Source organism: Acinetobacter sp. COS3, assembly GCF_000475335.1.
Taxonomy (GTDB): Bacteria; Pseudomonadota; Gammaproteobacteria; order Pseudomonadales; family Moraxellaceae; genus Acinetobacter; species Acinetobacter venetianus.
Genome location: NZ_AXCD01000004.1, coordinates 113,472 through 131,768 on the forward strand (window position 1 = coordinate 113,472; position 18,297 = coordinate 131,768).

Genomic DNA, 18,297 nt, shown 5'->3' on the forward strand with positions numbered 1-18,297 from the left:
AATTTTTCATGGAACTCACTTTAGGTCTAGTTGCAATTGCATCTGCTATCTTGATCGCTTTCGGTGCTTTAGGTACTGCGATTGGTTTCGGTCTTTTAGGTGGTCGCTTCTTAGAAGCTGTTGCTCGTCAACCAGAATTGGCTCCACAACTTCAAACTCGTATGTTCTTAATTGCGGGTCTTCTTGATGCTGTGCCTATGATCGGTGTTGGTATTGGCTTGTTCTTCATCTTCGCTAATCCATTTGTAGGTTAATAGCTTAATTCCTAAATCCACATATTGAGGAATAGCGAAATGAATATCAACCTCACATTGATTGGTCAAGCAATTGCATTTGCGATGTTCGTCGCATTCTGCATGAAGTTTGTTTGGCCACCACTAATCAATGCGATTAGTGAGCGTCAGCGTAAAATTGCTGATGGCTTAAATGCTGCTGAAAAAGCAAAAGCTGACCTTGCTGATGCGCAAGCACAAGTTAAGGCAGAGTTAGACGCAGCAAAAGCACAAGCGGCTCAATTGATCGAACAAGCGAACCGTCGTGCAGCACAATTGGTAGAAGAAGCTCGTACCCAAGCATCAGCTGAAGGTGAGCGTATTCGTCAACAGGCGAAAGAAACTGTTGATCAAGATATCAATGCTGCTCGCGAAGAATTACGTCAACAAGTTGCTGCTTTGGCAGTTGCTGGCGCAGAAAAAATTCTGAACCAACAAGTTGACGCAGAAGCTCATAATGCCATGCTGACTCAGCTGGCTGCTAAACTTTAAGCGAGGCGAATATGGCTGAACTCTTGACGTTAGCACGCCCTTACGCCAAAGCAGCATTTGCTTATGCATCTGAGCAGAATGCAACTGACGCTTGGTCAAATGCGTTACAACTGCTCAGTGCTGCGGTGCAAGATGAAGCATTTTCCGCTTATTTAAATCGCCCTGAGCTGACTCCTGCGGAACAAGTAGGTCTTTTTGCTAAGGTTTTAGGTGAAGATCAATCTCAATCAGTGTCGAACTTTTTGACACTTCTTGCAGACAATGATCGTTTAACTTTATTGCCTGAAATCGAAGCAGAATACGAATTACTTAAATCGCAGAACAACAACACATTGGAAGTAGAAGTTGAATCTGCTTTCCCAATTGATGCGACACAAGAGCACATTTTAGCTCATGCGCTTGAAAAACGTTTCAACAGAACAGTTCATGTTACTGTTAGCGTTAATCCAGCGTTAATCGCAGGTGTTGTGATTCGTGCAGGCGACCAAGTGATAGATGACTCTGCGCTTAACAAGCTTGAAAAAATGCGGACTCGTCTTCTTGCGTAATTGCAAAAAGACTGAACTTAAAAAAGATTGAGGAATAGCGCAATGCAACAACTGAATCCATCCGAGATCAGTGCGCTCATTAAACAGCGTATCGGCGATCTGGACACCAGCGCGACCGCTAAGAACGAAGGTACCATCGTCATGGTATCTGACGGTATCGTGCGTATTCACGGTCTTGCGGATGCAATGTACGGTGAAATGATCGAATTCGACGGCGGCTTATTTGGTATGGCACTGAACCTAGAACAGGATTCAGTGGGTGCCGTTGTTTTAGGTAACTACCTAAGCCTGCAAGAAGGTCAAAAAGCTCGTTGTACAGGTCGTGTATTAGAAGTTCCAGTTGGTCCTGAACTTCTTGGCCGTGTCGTAGACGCTTTGGGTAATCCAATTGATGGTAAAGGCCCTATTGATGCAAAACTTACTGATGCTGTTGAAAAAGTAGCACCAGGTGTAATTTGGCGTCAGTCTGTCGACGAACCTGTTCAAACTGGTTATAAATCAGTTGATACCATGATCCCTGTAGGTCGTGGTCAGCGTGAGTTGATTATTGGTGACCGTCAAACTGGTAAAACAGCAATGGCGATCGATGCGATCATCGCTCAGAAAAACTCTGGCATTAAATGTGTATACGTTGCGATTGGTCAAAAACAATCAACAATTGCAAACGTTGTACGTAAGCTAGAAGAAACTGGCGCTATGGCGTATACAACTGTTGTCGCAGCTGCGGCAGCTGATCCTGCAGCAATGCAGTATTTAGCTCCGTACTCTGGTTGTACAATGGGTGAATACTTCCGTGATCGTGGTGAAGATGCGTTAATTATTTATGATGATTTGTCTAAGCAAGCTGTTGCTTACCGTCAAATTTCATTATTGTTACGTCGTCCACCAGGTCGTGAAGCGTATCCAGGTGACGTATTCTATCTTCACTCTCGTCTTCTTGAACGTGCTTCTCGCGTTTCTGCTGACTATGTTGAGAAATTCACTAACGGCGAAGTTAAAGGTCAAACTGGTTCTTTAACTGCATTACCGATTATTGAAACTCAAGCTGGTGACGTATCTGCATTCGTACCTACAAACGTAATTTCGATTACTGACGGTCAGATCTTCTTAGAAACATCATTATTCAACGCAGGTATCCGTCCTGCTGTGAACGCGGGTATCTCTGTATCTCGTGTTGGTGGTTCTGCTCAAACTAAGATCATCAAAAAATTGTCTGGTGGTATCCGTACCGCTTTAGCGCAATACCGTGAATTGGCTGCGTTTGCTCAGTTTGCTTCTGATCTTGACGAAGCAACTCGTAAGCAACTTGAACATGGTCAACGCGTAACTGAGTTAATGAAGCAAAAACAATATGCTCCTTACTCTATCGCTGACCAAGCTGTTTCTGTATATGCATCTAACGAAGGCTACATGGCTGACGTTGAAGTGAAGAAAATCGTAGACTTTGATACTGCGTTAATCTCTTACTTCCGTTCTGAACATGCTGCGTTAATGCAACAGATCGATGAAACTGGTGATTACAACAAAGACATCGAAGCAGCGATCAAATCAGGTATTGAGAGCTTCAAAGCGACTCAAACTTACTAAGTTTATCTTTAGTTAAGTTTGGTTCACGGATCAACCTTCGAAGGCTCGAAAGAGCTTTCGAATACTAGGTTAAGCGTATGGCAAATTTAAAAGAAATTCGCGCCAAAGTAGCTAGTATCAAGAGCACGCAAAAGATTACTCGCGCGATGCAAATGGTAGCTGCTTCGAAAATGCGTCGTGCGCAAGAGCGCATGGCTCAGGGCCGTCCGTATGCCGATAATATGCGCCGTGTAATTGCTCACTTGGTACAAGCAAACCCTGAATATAAACACCGTTATATGGTTGACCGCCCTGTTAAGCGTGTTGGCTATATCGTTGTGTCTTCAGATCGTGGTTTGGCAGGTGGCTTGAACATTAACTTGTTCAAGAAAGTTGTGCAGCATGTCAAAGCACAACAAGAGCAGTCAATTGAAGTTGAATTTGCTTTGATTGGTCAAAAAGCGGTTTCGTTTTTTAAAAGCTACGGCGGTAAAGTGCTTGGTGCAACTACCCAACTTGGCGATGCGCCAAGCTTGGAACAGTTAACTGGCTCAGTACAAGTCATGCTTGATGCATTTGATAAGGGCGAATTAGATCGTATCTACCTCGTATCAAATGGCTTCGTTAATGCAATGACTCAGCAGCCTAAAGTAGAACAACTTGTTCCTTTAGCACCAGCAGAAGAAGGCGATGATCTCAACCGTACTTATGGTTGGGACTATATCTACGAACCAGAAGCAGAAGAATTGTTAAATGGTTTGTTGGTTCGCTATATCGAGTCTATGGTTTATCAAGGTGTGATTGAAAACGTTGCATGTGAGCAGTCAGCTCGTATGGTCGCGATGAAAGCAGCGACAGACAACGCGGGACAATTGATTAAAGACCTACAACTCATTTACAACAAGCTGCGTCAAGCCGCGATTACTCAGGAAATTTCCGAGATCGTTGGCGGTGCCGCTGCCGTTTAACATTATTAAGTTTGAATTGAGGAGACAGCAATGAGTAGCGGTCGTATCATTCAGATCATCGGCGCGGTTATCGACGTCGAGTTTGAGCGCAATAGCGTTCCTAAGATCTATGACGCTCTCCAAGTTGACGGTACTGAAACTACTTTAGAAGTTCAGCAACAGCTTGGCGATGGTGTTGTTCGTACCATCGCAATGGGTTCTACAGAAGGTCTTAAACGTGGCCTTAATGTAACTAGCACAAATGCACCGATTTCTGTTCCTGTAGGTCCTGCTACGCTTGGTCGTATCATGGACGTATTGGGTCGCCCAATCGATGAAGCAGGTCCTGTAGCGACTGAAGCGCGTTTACCGATTCACCGTCAAGCACCTTCTTATGCTGAACAAGCAGCTTCTACTGATCTTTTAGAAACTGGTATTAAAGTCATCGACTTACTTTGCCCGTTCGCGAAAGGTGGTAAAGTTGGTTTATTCGGTGGTGCGGGTGTTGGTAAAACCGTTAACATGATGGAGTTGATCAACAACATCGCTAAAGCGCACTCAGGTTTATCTGTATTCGCTGGTGTTGGTGAGCGTACTCGTGAAGGTAACGACTTCTATCACGAAATGAAAGATTCTAACGTTCTTGACAAAGTAGCAATGGTCTACGGTCAGATGAACGAGCCACCAGGTAACCGTTTACGCGTAGCGTTAACTGGTTTGACTATGGCTGAATACTTCCGTGATGAAAAAGACGAAAATGGTAAAGGTCGTGACGTATTATTATTCGTCGACAACATCTACCGTTATACACTTGCAGGTACTGAAGTATCAGCATTGTTAGGTCGTATGCCATCTGCGGTAGGTTACCAACCGACACTTGCAGAAGAAATGGGTGTTCTTCAAGAGCGTATTACATCTACTAAATCTGGTTCGATCACATCGATCCAAGCAGTATACGTACCTGCCGATGACTTAACTGACCCATCACCTGCAACAACGTTTGCTCACTTAGATGCAACAGTAGTATTGAGCCGTGACATCGCATCTTCTGGTATTTATCCAGCGATCGATCCACTAGACTCTACTTCACGTCAGTTAGACCCATTAGTTGTTGGTCAAGAGCACTATGAAATTGCACGTTCTGTACAGAACGTATTGCAACGTTATAAAGAGCTTAAAGACATCATCGCAATCTTGGGTATGGATGAGTTAGCTGAAGAAGATAAATTGGTTGTTTACCGTGCGCGTAAAATCCAACGTTTCTTCTCTCAACCATTCCACGTAGCTGAAGTATTTACTGGTGCTCCTGGTAAATTAGTACCGCTTAAAGAAACGATTCGTGGCTTTAAAGGTCTATTAGCTGGTGAATACGATCACATCCCAGAACAAGCGTTCTATATGGTTGGTGGTATTGACGAAGTGATTGCTAAAGCTGAGAAACTCTAATTTAAGGAGATCATCTCATGGCGACTATGCAATGTGATGTCGTAAGTGTTAAAGAGTCGATTTACTCTGGACAAGTTACGATGTTAATCGCAAAAGGTGCGGGCGGTGAATTAGGTATTTTACCTGGACATGCACCACTCGTAACTTTACTCCAACCTGGCCCGATTCGTGTTCAGTTGGAAAATGGTACAGAAGAAATCGTTTATGTATCAGGCGGTGTGTTAGAAGTTCAACCTCATGTTGTTACGGTTCTTGCAGATACTGCAATCCGTGCTGACAACTTAGATGAAGTAGCAATTTTAGAAGCTCGTAAACAAGCTGAACAATTGCTTGCAAATCAAAAGAGTGATTTGGATTCTGCCGCTGCACTAGCTTCGCTTGCAGAAACTGCAGCTCAGCTTGAAACGATTCGTAAAATCAAGAATCGTGCACTTTAATCAGTGTTGATTTAAGATTGAGAAAGCCACCGTAAGGTGGCTTTTTTATTCGCCAAAAACATAATAAGATGGTGCTTTAGAGAAATTATTAAGTTGTCGATCTCAGTTTTTATTTAATAAATAGCGCTTATAAAAATTCGATTAGGAAGTGTATGTTAGCAAGCAATGTCTTAAAGTTGCGTTTAGATCGCATTGAACAACAAGGGCATCATTTATCCGTAAAAGATCAATTGAAGCTCGTGACATTGGCTCAACCTGAATTAACAGCAAGTTTTTACACTCAATTTTTTCATCAGATATTACCGAAGCATTGGTCTTTTCAACATCATACAGCCGAAGATATTCAATGTTCGTTAAGACTCATCCTTCTTATTGATCAAGTCTTCATTCGTCATTATTCAAAACATGCGTATCGTTATGAATGGTTTGAGCAAGGATTACTGTTTAGATTGCAATATGCCAAGCAAGCATTGAGCGCCAGTGAGAGAGCTGAGATCATTGCACATTTAGATCAATGTAAAGATAGCGCATTAAAGTTGAGTATATTAAAACAGCTCAAGGATGAATATGATGATATTCAACTGACGCTTGCTTTGGCTGAGTTGTCCTATCGTTTGGCAGATTGGCCAACGGCAATAGAAAACTATCATGAATTGTTACAACAGCAACCTGCGCAGCCTGAACAGGTTTATTACAACTTTATTCATTGTCTTTTAAGTCGAAATCATTATGTGAATGAGCAAGGGCACAGTGATGTGGTTGAGGCTTTAGAACATCTAGGAAACTTAGATCAAATTCAACAACAAGCACGCTATCAGCAGCTCACTCATTGGGCAGTGTCATTGATCTTGCCTGAAACTTTGCAAGCTGAAGCAATTAATGGGGAAAATCCTTTTTCTGATATTCAACAAAAGCTAAAAGAGATTGGTTATTCACTCAATCATTGGCTATCAGCAGATGAATATCGCATTCCTTATTATAAAAACATTGTAGAAACAGCACCTAAATTGCTTAACAATCAAGAGATTGTGATGCATTTAGATCGCCACAAAGTTGCAAATCATGCGTTGCAGACTATATTTTCAGATCGTGATTTGAAATTAGTGAGTGGTGTCAATGCTTCGAGTCATAGTCTTGGGTTTATTTGGAATTATTTACAGATTAACCCATTAGTTTTAGATGCTCTAGTGACAGCCTCAAATGGTGAACCAGAAGCATTTTATAATTTAAAACAAATTCCAGCGCCAAATTTCGATCATCAAGCTGCTCTGTTACAGCTTTCATCCTATCTCGCAAAACAGCAAGTCGCGTATAACTTAACACAACAAGGGCATAGCATTGAGTTTGTAGAACATGCTCATTTAGCTGGTTTTGATCTGATTGTTGATGGAACGCCAATGCAGGTGAAATGTAGTTTAGAGCGGGAGAGCATTGAGGACTTTGCAAAAAGTCATCCACATATTGCGATCATTGTGAATATTGAGTTGGCCGATTTACAGGAACATTATCCATCCGTCTTTGCTGATTTAGCGCTGAGTTATGAGTCTGTACAACGCACGGCACAAAATAGTCTGCAAGGTTCAGGACATGTAGATGACTATCTGCCTGTTCCTTTGATGAACACTGGCTTTGCAGTTTATCGTAATTTTAATAAAACTCGACATCAACTATCGATCCGCCCTGATTGGCAGTATAAGCCGAATCAATCTTTGGTAAAAAATAGTTTGGCGATTGGCGCTGCAATAGGTGGTATTGTTTCAGGTTCGATTGGCGCTTTTGTGGTAGGTAGTTTTGCAGTTTATCGAACATGGCGGATTCAAAAAATAGAGCAGCGTAAGCCCTTACAAGAAAAGCAGCAGTTGCTAATGCAACGTGATCATTTGATGTACTTGCTCGTCGATTTTGCAGAGTGGTTCAATCACAATTTATTGAAATACCGTGTTGATTTATATGCTTATCAACTAAGACAAGTTGAAATGAAGTTAATGGGTAAAATCCCTGAACTTGTACTTTCTACGACGTTATTTGCTTATAAATTTGAAGCACATCAGCGTGCTGAAAAATTGTATCAATGGATTGAAAAACAACTGGCACACGACAATCCAAAATATAAGATTCAAGCGGGTTGGGTGGCTTTGGCACAATCCAGTCAATTTATGTCGATCGAACTAAAACAACGTGTTCAAGAACTTAATCTTGAGTTGGAAAAATATAAAAAAATGACTCAGTATGGTCTGACACTCTCGTCTTTAGAGCAATCGGATGCCCATAGAAGATCACATCAGCAAATGACCACGATGAATAGGCGATTTAAAGTGCCATCGCAGTCTTAGTATTCTTATCAGTTTGAAAATGAAAGTTTATGCTGCTGAGTTTTGAGTGCTATTGGTACTCTTCAAAACGAGGCTTGCTAACTTCACCATATCCATTTGGATAGTATTCAATTGTTTCTCAATCTGCTCAAAGTTGATTTTAGCAAGATCAAATTGACCATGAAGCAATGGCATGTTGAGTAACTGTTGATTGGCAACGAGAAGATTTTGGCGAATTTGATCAATTTCATTACTTTTTAAATTAAGTGAAAGCAACGTATCGTGTAGACCATGCAATTCTTGATTTAGATCGCCTGACGTTGCTTTCAGTTGTTGCACATTTTTATTTTGAATTGCTTGTTCTAAGCTATTTTGAGATTGTTTTAGCAAAGCAATATAGTCATCAGTTTCGAGCTGTAATTTTGCAATATCACGAGCAATATTCAACATATTGCCTTTGCTTAGATTTTGCGTGTCTTGAACAGAACTCGATTGAATAATTTCATCACTCATATTTTGTTCAATAGCCTGTTCTGATTGGATATTCGTACGATCTTCTTGCGGTGCTTGATCACAACCAGTCAAGGCGAATGCTGAAAGCAGTGTCATGCTTGAAAGAAAGGCTTTGATAGAGAATTTATCCATCATGGCTAAACACACACCAGATCATAAAAAAGGACGCTCACTATAATCAAAAAGTGTGGAGAGGGAATGGGTTGTTGCAAAGAGCAAACAATTTTTAAATAAGGGACAGTCACGATGAACTGTCCCTTATTTACTACCTTAGACCATTAACCATTTAAAATTTTGATAATCGAATGGTTTAAGACATTAATTAAAATATAGTCACCATTCACCTTGATCCATTGCTGGTTTTTGGCAGGTTTATGCAGGTGTTTGTATTGGGCGTAGTTAATTTTGTAACCTTGTCCGCGGTATGCACTCGGAACTTTCTGTCCTACTTTCCAATCTTTAGACGGATGAATTTTATTCTTTTGCACATTTGAATGTTGAGGTGCTTGAGAGTGTTTAACGACTTTTTGTGGTGAATGGTCATGTGGTGCCGCAAAAGCAGGAACCGCGATTGCTGTAGATAACGATAAGATTAGAATTTTAGCAATATTTTTCATGGTTCACCTATATGTGAAGGAAGTGCCGATGAAATGATTTAAACCTAAAGTTGCTAAAATAATGTGGATGTGATGTTTGAAAATGATAAAACTATGCATAAATGATGGATATAAAAAAAGCATGTTAAACATGCTTTTTTAAATATATATTGATAAATATTTGATTTATTTTGCTAATTCAGCCTCGATAGCACTCACAATACGTTCGTCCTCCGCAGTAATATCTGGTGCAAAACGCGCAATAATCTCACCATTTTTATTCACGAGGAATTTTTCAAAGTTCCACAATACTTCAGGTGGATTGTTTGGTGTTAAGCCATAATCAACAAGATCTTTCCACCAAGGGCCTTCACCAGTACGCTCAGGAATTGCTTGCGTTAAGGTTTGGTAAAGAGGGTGCTTGTCATCGCCAGCAACTGATATTTTTGCGAAAAGCGGGAAATGCACATCATAGTTCAGCGAGCAGAATTGCTGAATTTCATCATTCGTACCAGGTTCTTGTTCTAAGAAGTTATTTGCTGGAAAACCGAGAATCTCTAAACCTTGATCTTTCTTTGCTTGATATAGCTTCTCTAAACCTTCGTATTGAGGCGTTAAACCACACTTTGATGCAACGTTCACGATCAATAGAACTTTGCCTTGGTATTGATCTAGATCAACATCTTGACCTTTGATGTCCTTAACTGGAATGTGATAAACCGATTGGCTCATGAGATATGTCCTAATTTGTTGTTGTAGCAAAACATCATTGTTTTAACTGCTATTCAAGCTAAGTGCAATGCCCATATTCGGAATGTATACAAATAATGAATACTGTGTCTTTGATTTTAAATTGAGGATGATTTAAATGGATGCATTTTTTAGTTGAATCGGCGTTTGCCCTGTATAGCGTTTAAAGAACTCGATAAAACTAGAACTATGGTGATAACCCAAAGCAAATGCGAGTTGTTTAATAGTCATACCTTCACGGATTTGATTGATCGCAAAGATGATTTTCGCTCGATTACGCCACTCCGAGAGAGAAAGTTGTAATTCTTGCTGACTAAGACGAAGGATATGCCGTTCACTGACTGAAAACTGCTGCAACACTTGTTGGAGACTTTGATGAAAGGAGTCTGGTGCAGATAGTTTTTCTAAAATTGGTGCGAGAATGGGATGTGTACTTTGCGGTAAATAATGTGAATAGGCTGGTGCTTGTTTCAACTGATCAAATAAAACTTGTAATAGGTGTTCGAGATATTCAGGTTGAGCCTGTTGTTTTTGTTGCTCCAAAATTTGTACCACTAAAGAACGAAAAAAAGGCTCAATGCTAAAACAGCGGCAACTCAACCCCAACGCTTGACCATATCTAGGATGTAGCCGAATACAGATATAGTGAATTTCATGTTCTACAGGCAGTGACTGATGCTCTGTACGAGGTGGTAACCAAAGTCCATAGCTCGGTGGGGATAGGTAGTATTGTCCTTCGATATCAAATTCTAAAGTGCCATTTAAACTAAAATTGAAGTCACCCCAAAGTGAAGAATGTGGACTGACAACATCATCCTTTTGGTAGAGAAATTCATGCACTTCTATACCATTTAAAAAGGGAAATTGTTCAGTCTCAGCACGCTTCATTTGAGGTCTCAACGTTTAATTTTCACAGGTAATTTTCGGGTTATTTAAACCTTTGGCTAAGGTGAAAATACTGAGTAATGCTAATGCGACAAAGCTAATCACACCATAAATTAAGATATTTTCATTGAAATGATCAACGACATAACCACCTAGAAGTGAACCTGTTGCGATCATGACTTGGAACAATCCCACAAATAACGGCATACCTTTTTCTACGGCATTTGGTGCGTGTACAAACATCCAGATATTGGCTGAAGTTGGGAATGCACCGAATGCAAAGCCCCATAATGCTGTTAAAACAATAGCACCAAACTCATGTATTGCAAAAACTGGGAAACCAAAGAATACGATGGTAAAACAAATGCCGACAAAGGCGAGGGTATAGCGCACATTTAAATTACCACTATAACCTGCAAAAGCATTACCAAAAATACCTGCAATCCCGTACAGCAATAACAGGGAACTGATCGTTGTACCATCAAATCCTGCAATATTTTTAAAGAAGGGTGCAAGGTAACTATAAGCGCAGAAATGCGCTAAACCAATTAGCAGCACGATCAGCATCCCGCTACGTGCTTTAGGTTCGCGGAGCAATGCAGGTAAATCACGGAGATGAATGGCTGAATCTGGTTTAAGTTTTGGTAAGAAAATCAGTTGTAACACTAGGACCACTAAGCCAATCGCCGCCGTGATACCAAATGCACTTCGCCAACCATAAAATTCACTTAACCATGTCCCAATCGGTACGCCAAGTACCGTAGCGAAGGTCACACCAGCCATCACGATCGCTGTAGCTTTGGCAATTGGTAAATGTGCGGGTGCGAGTTTTCCACTTAAAGCAATCGCCGTTGCCCAAAAGCCACCAATTGAAATACCAAGAACCAATCGACTCAAGAGTAAGACGTGGAAGCTATCTGCAAAAGCTGTAATGGTATTGGCAATGACCATGATCGCTGTCAGTAAAATGAGTACATAACGACGATCAAGTTGTTTGACGGCGATCGGGAGTAATGGTGCTGCAAGCGCTGCCATAACCCCAGGTAAGGTAATAATCAAACCTGCCGTACCGACTGAAATATTGAGATCAGTTGCAACACTGTTTAAAACACCAACAGGCAGAAATTCACTGGTCACAAGAGCAAAAGCTGCGATTGCAACAGCCATGATCGCGAACCAACTACCTTGAGTTTGAGTTACCGTTGTGGGGGGAGCTTCGGTAGAGGGAGTATGTTTCATAAAATTTTCCTTTATTATCAGTATTTTGATAATAAAATTAGGCGGTAGGGATATTTTTATAACAATTGTTATAAAATAAAATAGTTGATAAAAATTGATGCGTCAATTAATTTAATAATGATCGTTATAAAATAATGTGTAACCCTTATGACAAATAACAATGTATCTGAACAAGAACCTTGTGATCATCCAGCAAAAAAGAAGCGTGGACGTCCAAAGTGCTTTGATGAGCAACAGGCCTTAGAAAAAGCGATGTTGTTATTTTGGGAGCATGGCTATGAAGCAACTTCGATTAGTGATCTCACACAAGCTTTGGCACTGACTGCGCCAAGTTTATATAGTAGTTTTGGAGATAAGACGACGCTGTTTTATAAGTGTATCGATTATTATCTTGCACACGAAGCCTGTCCAATTGAAGCCATTTTTTTAGAAGCTAAAACTGCCAAAGTTGCTTTTGAGTTGTTTCTTTACGATAACGTGCAACGTTTAGCACAGCCAGATAAACCTTCGGGCTGTATGTTAGTTGTGGCGACGATGAACTGTTCTGATCATGCTCAAGAGGTGCAACACAATATTTTAGAAAAAAGGCTCAAGATCAAACAAAAATTACTTGAGCGTTTACAACAAGCCGTCGCAGAGGGGGATGTTGTAGAAACCGCGCCATTACAAGAAATAGCGGATTTCTATGCCACTGTTTTACAGGGACTCACCATACAAGCAAGAGATGGCGCAAATGTAGAGCAACTACATAAAGTGGTTGAGCACGCGATGCGAACATGGGATCTGTTCTAAAATTCACATGTCGTAACTGCGATATAAATGTCTGAAATACGATATTTCAATTAAATTAGACATCTTTCACAATACACACATCAGATAAATGTGCTGAGATTGATGATGGTTCAGTTGAGTAAATATCAAAAGTGGGCATTTGTTTTGCCACTGATTGCAGTGTTAATTTGGTCGCTTAATATCGCTGTAACGCGTTATGTTGCTGATTATATTTCACCTGTAAGTATCAGCTTCTATCGTTGGTTTGTCGCTTTTCTGATTTTAACGCCTTTCATGCTGCCAAAAGTGTGGAAGCAACGCGCGGTGATTGGAAAAGATTTAGGTAAACTGGCCGTGTTGAGTGCGTTTGGGATGGTGTTATATCAAGGGCTGTCTTATACCGCTGCCCACTATACGACGGCGACCAACATGGGAATTGTGAATGCCTTTGTTCCAGTCTTTACTATTTTTATTTCCTATCTGATCTTAAAAGATGTGCCAAATCGCTTTGCAATCTTTGGCAGCTTACTGTCATTTGCAGGTCTGATCTATGTGATGAGTCAGGGGCATATCTCCAGCTTATTTGAGCAGGGTGGACACTGGGGCGATGCTGTTATGGTGGTTGCGGTTGGTTTCTACGCATTCTATGGCGTATTCCTCAAAAAATGGCAATTAAAGCTGCCGCTATTGACCAGCCTTTATGTACAAATTGGCTTTGCGTTGTTGTATCACGTACCATTTTTACTTTGGTTTGGCTTAGATGGGATTAATGCTGACAATGCTTCAAGCGTGCTATATGCAGGTGTTTTTCCATCATTGATTGCGCCTTTATTGTGGATGGTGGCTGTTCAAGCAATTGGCCCTAACCGTACCAGTATTTTTATGAATCTTATGCCAGTATTTACCGCAATCATTGCCAGTCTTTGGTTATCTGAGCATTGGACAATCTACCATACGATTGGTGGGATGATGATCCTAGTCGGCATCATAATGGCACAGAAGAAAACCATGAAAGTACCTTCACAGTTAGTTGAAACGGCTTCTTAAATATGAAATGATGAGGTGTGTTTGTTTAAAATAGCAACAAACGCACCAAATTATTTATTAGGCGTTCATTCTTTCTATATGATTTACAAATATATTTTCAATAATGTCGAAATTTACGATCAAAAAAAAGCTGAATAAAAATATAAATATAATTTTATTGAAATTTTAAAACTGACAAAAATGGTGCGCTTTTCACATTTTTTGTTAGATAAATAATATATTTGTATAAGTTGAACGATTGATCCATAATACTTTCCATAGCGAGCTGATTCGTTTTTAGAATGAAGCAGTTGCTAACCAAATTGATGAACCCTCTGGATGTGATTTACACATCCTTTTTATGCTCAGTTATCCCTATATAACTGAGCTTTTTTTTGTGTGAAATTCACTGATTATGCCCGAATGACTTCACCAGTAAGTGCATTGAGGATGCGGCTTGGTTGTTGGCTAAGCCCTAATTCACCCTCTAAATAATTGAGCGAATTACTAAAATAACTTTCTGTTTCATACAGACTTTGGGCTGGATTAAGACCCGCAGGATTGGCACTCGTCGAGACAATAAAACCACCAAAATGATTGCATAGTTCAACGCATAAAGGATGAGTCGTAACACGTACAGCCACTAAAGGATGTTGTCCTTTAATCCATGTTGGAATCTGTTCATCCGCTGGTAATAACCATGTGGTTGCACGCTCGGTTGGTTGACGATTTGACCAACTTGCAATGACTTGCTGACGGATTTCAGCGCTGAGACGATGTAGTAAGTGCTCTACTTGATTTAAATGACCCGCTAATAGAATAACGCCTTTCTCTATTGGGCGATGCTTCAGTTCGAGAATATTTTGAAACGCTTGTTCGTTGAATGGATCACAACCCAAGCCCCAAACTGCTTCAGTTGGATAGGCGAGCACCTGACCCTGTTTTAAAAGTTGTGCTGCTTCAGATGTTGAGGATGTGATCATAGGATGAGGATAAGTAAAAGATAGGGACTTACTAGTTTAAAGCATTGGTCGACAACGTAAATAGCGACCACCTTGTTGCATACATAATCCCAATAACTCAAGTTCCATTAACTGGGCAGTGAGTTCTGCGGCAGAAGTCGGGGAGCTTTGTGCGAGTTGATCGAGATCTTGTCCTACCCAATCAAGCTGCTGATACAGAGGGAGTAAATTCGTTGGAATGTGTGCAGGCGCTTCGACTATTTCTTTTTCTTTGCTTGGTTGTTGCTGTGTTTGCCACTGGGTTGGAAGTGCCAAATCTTCAATAATTTGTTCAGGATGATCGATGAGAATAGCACCCTCACGAATCAGTTGATGGCAGCCTTGGTGGAATTCACTGTAGATATGCCCAGGTATCGCAAACACTAGCTTGCCTTGTTCAGCCGCTTTATTCGCAGTAATAAGTGACCCACTTTGTAGAGCGGCTTCAATCACAACAACACCGAGACTCAGACCACTCACAATCCGATTTCTTCGCGGAAAATGTTGCTGTAAAGGCATTGTGGTTGGAAGAAACTCAGTCACGATAGCACCTGATTGAACAATCTGTTGTGCAAGCGTCTTATTTTGAGAAGGATAAACCGTATCTAAGCCTGTTCCCACAACGGCAATGGTTCGATGATGGCTTAAGCCACCACGATGTGCTGCTTCATCAATTCCATGAGCTAAACCACTGCTAATATAAAAACCTTTTTCACTTAAATAATAAGCAAAATCATACGCAACTTGACGACCATGTGGACTCGGTTTCCGACTCCCAACCATCGCAATTTGCGGTTGTAATAAAGCTTGTGCTTGTCCCTGACCGAAGAGAATCGGTGGATGATCTGAATAGGGTAGGAGTTGGGTCGGGTAGTCAATATCTTTTGGCGTGAGAATGAAGTCTGTGTGTTTCAGAATCAGCTGTACAATCTGTTCGAATTTCTGTTGGCCCTCAGGGCTGAGAAACTCGTCCAAACGTTTTAAATGATTGGCATGTAAACCAAGCTGTTTCCATTCTGGGAAACGATGTGATTGTGTTGCCTGTTCACAGCTTCCAAAATGTTGAATAATTTTTTGGAAACTTGAGAGAGAATGTTGAACCAAATACCACACCAACACGGTTTGGTAGTGATGGGGTGATAGTTGACTCAACATCGTTTAGAACTTAGTCATCAAGACGAGGTGGTTTGATGTCTGAACCCACTTTGATTGGGAGTTCACTTTCCAATACGTAGGCATAGCTAATACGATCAAAACTCTTAAAGATCATAACACTACCCACATATTGACCCGGTAATTTTACTTTCTCTTTGGTTTTTGGATCACGTACCGTTTCACCCTCTTGGTATGTGCTGAACACTTGACCGATTTCAACACCATCAGCTGTACCACGGTCTACCGTAACAACGCCATTTTTCGCGGCAGTACCGATTGATCCCATCACACGGATGACTTTACCGCCGTCACGGACTTGGTTTGCATCAGTCGGGTAGAATAAGGTGGGTAACATCGCGTCTTGTTCAAGCATCACGCGGTCACCACGACGAACTTCGCCGTTATAACTATCCGTGAGTTCAACTGTAGTAATGTCATTTTCACTGGTAATTGCAACGCCAGATGCCACTTGTGTGAGTTCAACACCTAAGTTTTGCTTTTTACCATTTTGGTCTAACACGATATAAGGTTGACCTTCACGGAATACTCCATAACGCTGACCATTTTCGAGACCTTGACCACGAACATAGACGCTTTGACCTTTACCAGCCAAGACACGGTTATCTGCTGTACCCAGAATATAAGGCGTATTTGCAATTGCCTCAGCAGGAAGTACCGATGTCCGTTCTAACCATTGTTGAATATGCGCCAGTGGAATAACAGGAACACTATTGTTTAACGCTTCAATACGTACTTGTGGGCGTAAGTTAGATGTATTCCCAGAATAACGACGGATGATACCATCACAGCCATCGCCTTCATCTTTACCAATTAAAGGTTTACCGTTCAGGCTACAAAGAAGCAATTTGTCACCTGGATAAATCCAGTGAGGATTTTTCACATGTTTATTGCTCGCCCAGATTTCAGGCCAACGCCATGGCTTGCTTAAGAATTTTCCAGAAATATCCCAAAGCGTATCGCCTTTTTTCACCACATAAACGTTTGGTGCACCCGCTTTAACAGAAGGAGGGCTGACATTTGGACTTGCTGCATGAGCCAGATTTACACTCATACCTAATCCCGCACAAATCGCAACCGCAATCAGTTGTTTTTTTAACCCCAAGGCATGAAATGATTGTATGCCGTTTAAAACCTTTTTCATTATCATAATTCCTAAAAATTATGTGTGTAGTTGCGCTATAATAACGACTTTACACACAATTTTTTGATCAAGCATTCCCTTCAGTTGGTTTTCTGATCAATGGCATAAATGAGGAACAGTATGGCCTTATTACCTATTTTAAGTTTTCCTGATCCCCGTCTTCGTACCATTGCTAAGCCAGTCGAAGAAGTCACTGATGATATTCGTCAGCTTGCAGCAGATATGTTAGAAACCATGTACGAGGCACCGGGTATAGGTTTAGCGGCAACTCAGGTTGATCATCATATTCAGCTTATTGTCATGGACCTTTCTGAAGAGAAAAATCAACCGATGGTGTTCATCAACCCCAAAGTCACTCCACTGACTCAAGAAACGCAGCCTTATGAAGAAGGCTGTCTCTCTGTGCCTCAAATATACGATAAAGTTGAGCGTCCGTCACGCGTAAAAATCGAGGCAATTAACCTTGAAGGTCAAGCATTTGAGTTAGAAGCTGACGAACTTCTCGCTGTTTGTATCCAACATGAAATGGATCACTTAAATGGTAAACTTTTTGTTGATTATTTATCGCCGTTAAAACGTCAACGTGCACGTGAAAAAGTCGAAAAAGTGGTTCGCCAACGTGAAAAAGAGAAAGTTACAGTTAAACGTTAAGTTGTACTGTCTTTAATTGAGATGTTTTCTTTGTTTCGTTGTGGTTTGTTGCTTGCATTTGCCGCGGTCTGTTTACAGATTGCGGTATTTTTGCAGCCGCTACTTCCGAAGCAGTATCAAATTGCACCAGTCTGTGAAACGATTACCAAAGCTTTATTGTTACCCAAAGTACAAACTGCGCAGAGCCAATCACAGCATCATGCCCATCATCATTCACATCAACTTGAACAAACATCCGCATCTACATCGGCGCATGATCATCATGATCCAAGCCATCAGTGCCAGTATTGTACAGTCTATGCCAATCTGATATTGCCGCCTGAGTTGGGTGTAAAAGAAGTTCTAGTTCGGATCCAAGTTCGTTTAGTTGCGTATCAGCAAGCGTTTCGCCATGTTTTCTTCTTACTGCAACGACTATTCTTATTACCTCAAGGGCGAGCTCCGCCACTCTTTGCATAAATTAAAACGTCAATTTCATTAGGGTTTTCAAAACTCTAGCCTAGTTTTACTTATGTTTTAAGAGAGACC

The 18,297-nt window shown here is 41.0% G+C and carries 20 protein-coding genes; 12 read left to right on the forward strand and 8 right to left on the reverse strand.

What is annotated here, in order from left to right:
- Positions 1-8: 8 nt before the first annotated feature.
- The 8 genes from atpE (at position 9) to IO68_RS19565 (ending at position 8,041) form a co-directional block, all read left to right on the forward strand.
- A complete protein-coding gene (gene atpE / locus IO68_RS19530; RefSeq protein ID WP_000424060.1) occupies positions 9-254 on the forward strand; it encodes a F0F1 ATP synthase subunit C in 246 nt (81 codons plus the stop codon).
- Positions 255-293: 39 nt separating this feature from the next.
- Entirely contained in the window at positions 294-764 is a 471-nt protein-coding gene (locus IO68_RS19535; protein ID WP_004881997.1) for a F0F1 ATP synthase subunit B, read from the forward strand.
- 11 nt (positions 765-775) lie between these two features.
- The gene (locus tag IO68_RS19540) at positions 776-1,312 is read left to right on the forward strand and encodes a F0F1 ATP synthase subunit delta (protein ID WP_004881995.1); all 537 of its coding nucleotides are present in this window, start codon (positions 776-778) and stop codon (positions 1,310-1,312) included.
- 42 nt (positions 1,313-1,354) lie between these two features.
- On the forward strand, positions 1,355-2,899 hold the full coding sequence (gene atpA / locus IO68_RS19545; RefSeq protein ID WP_004881993.1) for a F0F1 ATP synthase subunit alpha: 1,545 nt from the start codon (positions 1,355-1,357) through the stop codon (positions 2,897-2,899).
- Between the two features lie 77 nt (positions 2,900-2,976).
- Positions 2,977-3,846 (forward strand): F0F1 ATP synthase subunit gamma, encoded by an 870-nt coding sequence (atpG, locus tag IO68_RS19550; protein WP_007478603.1) that lies wholly within the window; start codon positions 2,977-2,979, stop codon positions 3,844-3,846.
- Positions 3,847-3,876: 30 nt separating this feature from the next.
- Positions 3,877-5,271, forward strand: coding sequence for a F0F1 ATP synthase subunit beta (gene atpD, locus IO68_RS19555; protein WP_004680053.1), 1,395 nt, complete (start codon positions 3,877-3,879; stop codon positions 5,269-5,271).
- 17 nt (positions 5,272-5,288) lie between these two features.
- On the forward strand, positions 5,289-5,708 hold the full coding sequence (locus IO68_RS19560; RefSeq protein WP_007478608.1) for a F0F1 ATP synthase subunit epsilon: 420 nt from the start codon (positions 5,289-5,291) through the stop codon (positions 5,706-5,708).
- 152 nt (positions 5,709-5,860) lie between these two features.
- Positions 5,861-8,041 carry a hypothetical protein gene (locus tag IO68_RS19565; RefSeq protein WP_023012634.1) on the forward strand — a complete coding sequence of 727 codons (2,181 nt, stop codon included), beginning with the start codon at positions 5,861-5,863 and terminating at the stop codon, positions 8,039-8,041.
- Between the two features lie 27 nt (positions 8,042-8,068).
- Here IO68_RS19565 and IO68_RS19570 read toward each other — a convergent pair whose 3' ends face one another.
- From IO68_RS19570 to IO68_RS19590, 5 genes are all read right to left on the reverse strand, one after another.
- Positions 8,069-8,668 carry a hypothetical protein gene (locus tag IO68_RS19570; protein WP_031234671.1) on the reverse strand — a complete coding sequence of 200 codons (600 nt, stop codon included), beginning with the start codon at positions 8,666-8,668 and terminating at the stop codon, positions 8,069-8,071.
- A 143-nt stretch (positions 8,669-8,811) separates the two neighbouring features.
- The gene (locus IO68_RS19575; RefSeq protein ID WP_004881983.1) at positions 8,812-9,150 is read right to left on the reverse strand and encodes an RcnB family protein; all 339 of its coding nucleotides are present in this window, start codon (positions 9,148-9,150) and stop codon (positions 8,812-8,814) included.
- A 165-nt stretch (positions 9,151-9,315) separates the two neighbouring features.
- A complete protein-coding gene (locus IO68_RS19580; protein WP_004881980.1) occupies positions 9,316-9,861 on the reverse strand; it encodes a glutathione peroxidase in 546 nt (181 codons plus the stop codon).
- Between the two features lie 132 nt (positions 9,862-9,993).
- On the reverse strand, positions 9,994-10,767 hold the full coding sequence (locus IO68_RS19585) for an AraC family transcriptional regulator (RefSeq protein WP_023012636.1): 774 nt from the start codon (positions 10,765-10,767) through the stop codon (positions 9,994-9,996).
- Between the two features lie 15 nt (positions 10,768-10,782).
- Entirely contained in the window at positions 10,783-12,003 is a 1,221-nt protein-coding gene (locus tag IO68_RS19590; RefSeq protein ID WP_023012637.1) for an MFS transporter, read from the reverse strand.
- 147 nt (positions 12,004-12,150) lie between these two features.
- Between IO68_RS19590 and IO68_RS19595 the strand changes: the two genes are divergently transcribed.
- Both IO68_RS19595 and IO68_RS19600 read left to right on the forward strand, forming a co-directional pair.
- Positions 12,151-12,795 carry a TetR/AcrR family transcriptional regulator gene (locus IO68_RS19595; protein WP_023012638.1) on the forward strand — a complete coding sequence of 215 codons (645 nt, stop codon included), beginning with the start codon at positions 12,151-12,153 and terminating at the stop codon, positions 12,793-12,795.
- Positions 12,796-12,900: 105 nt separating this feature from the next.
- Positions 12,901-13,821 (forward strand): DMT family transporter, encoded by a 921-nt coding sequence (locus IO68_RS19600; RefSeq protein ID WP_031234672.1) that lies wholly within the window; start codon positions 12,901-12,903, stop codon positions 13,819-13,821.
- A gap of 392 nt (positions 13,822-14,213) precedes the next feature.
- Here the strand turns inward: IO68_RS19600 and IO68_RS19605 are convergent, their stop codons facing one another.
- From IO68_RS19605 to IO68_RS19615, 3 genes are read right to left on the reverse strand one after another with little or no spacing between them, the layout of a single operon-like run.
- Positions 14,214-14,783 (reverse strand): L-threonylcarbamoyladenylate synthase, encoded by a 570-nt coding sequence (locus tag IO68_RS19605; RefSeq protein ID WP_023012640.1) that lies wholly within the window; start codon positions 14,781-14,783, stop codon positions 14,214-14,216.
- 36 nt (positions 14,784-14,819) lie between these two features.
- The gene (gene dprA / locus IO68_RS19610) at positions 14,820-15,956 is read right to left on the reverse strand and encodes a DNA-processing protein DprA (RefSeq protein WP_031234674.1); all 1,137 of its coding nucleotides are present in this window, start codon (positions 15,954-15,956) and stop codon (positions 14,820-14,822) included.
- A 10-nt stretch (positions 15,957-15,966) separates the two neighbouring features.
- Complete coding sequence (locus IO68_RS19615) at positions 15,967-17,118, reverse strand: LysM peptidoglycan-binding domain-containing protein (RefSeq protein WP_004881966.1); 1,152 nt, start codon at positions 17,116-17,118, stop codon at positions 15,967-15,969.
- A 120-nt stretch (positions 17,119-17,238) separates the two neighbouring features.
- Here IO68_RS19615 and def point away from each other — a divergent pair, with 120 nt between their 5' ends.
- Together def and IO68_RS19625 are read left to right on the forward strand one after the other, a co-directional pair.
- Positions 17,239-17,769: a peptide deformylase gene (def, locus tag IO68_RS19620; protein ID WP_019385262.1), complete on the forward strand. Its 531-nt coding sequence runs from the start codon at positions 17,239-17,241 to the stop codon at positions 17,767-17,769.
- A 21-nt stretch (positions 17,770-17,790) separates the two neighbouring features.
- Complete coding sequence (locus IO68_RS19625) at positions 17,791-18,228, forward strand: DUF2946 family protein (RefSeq protein ID WP_023012642.1); 438 nt, start codon at positions 17,791-17,793, stop codon at positions 18,226-18,228.
- Positions 18,229-18,297 lie beyond the last annotated feature (69 nt).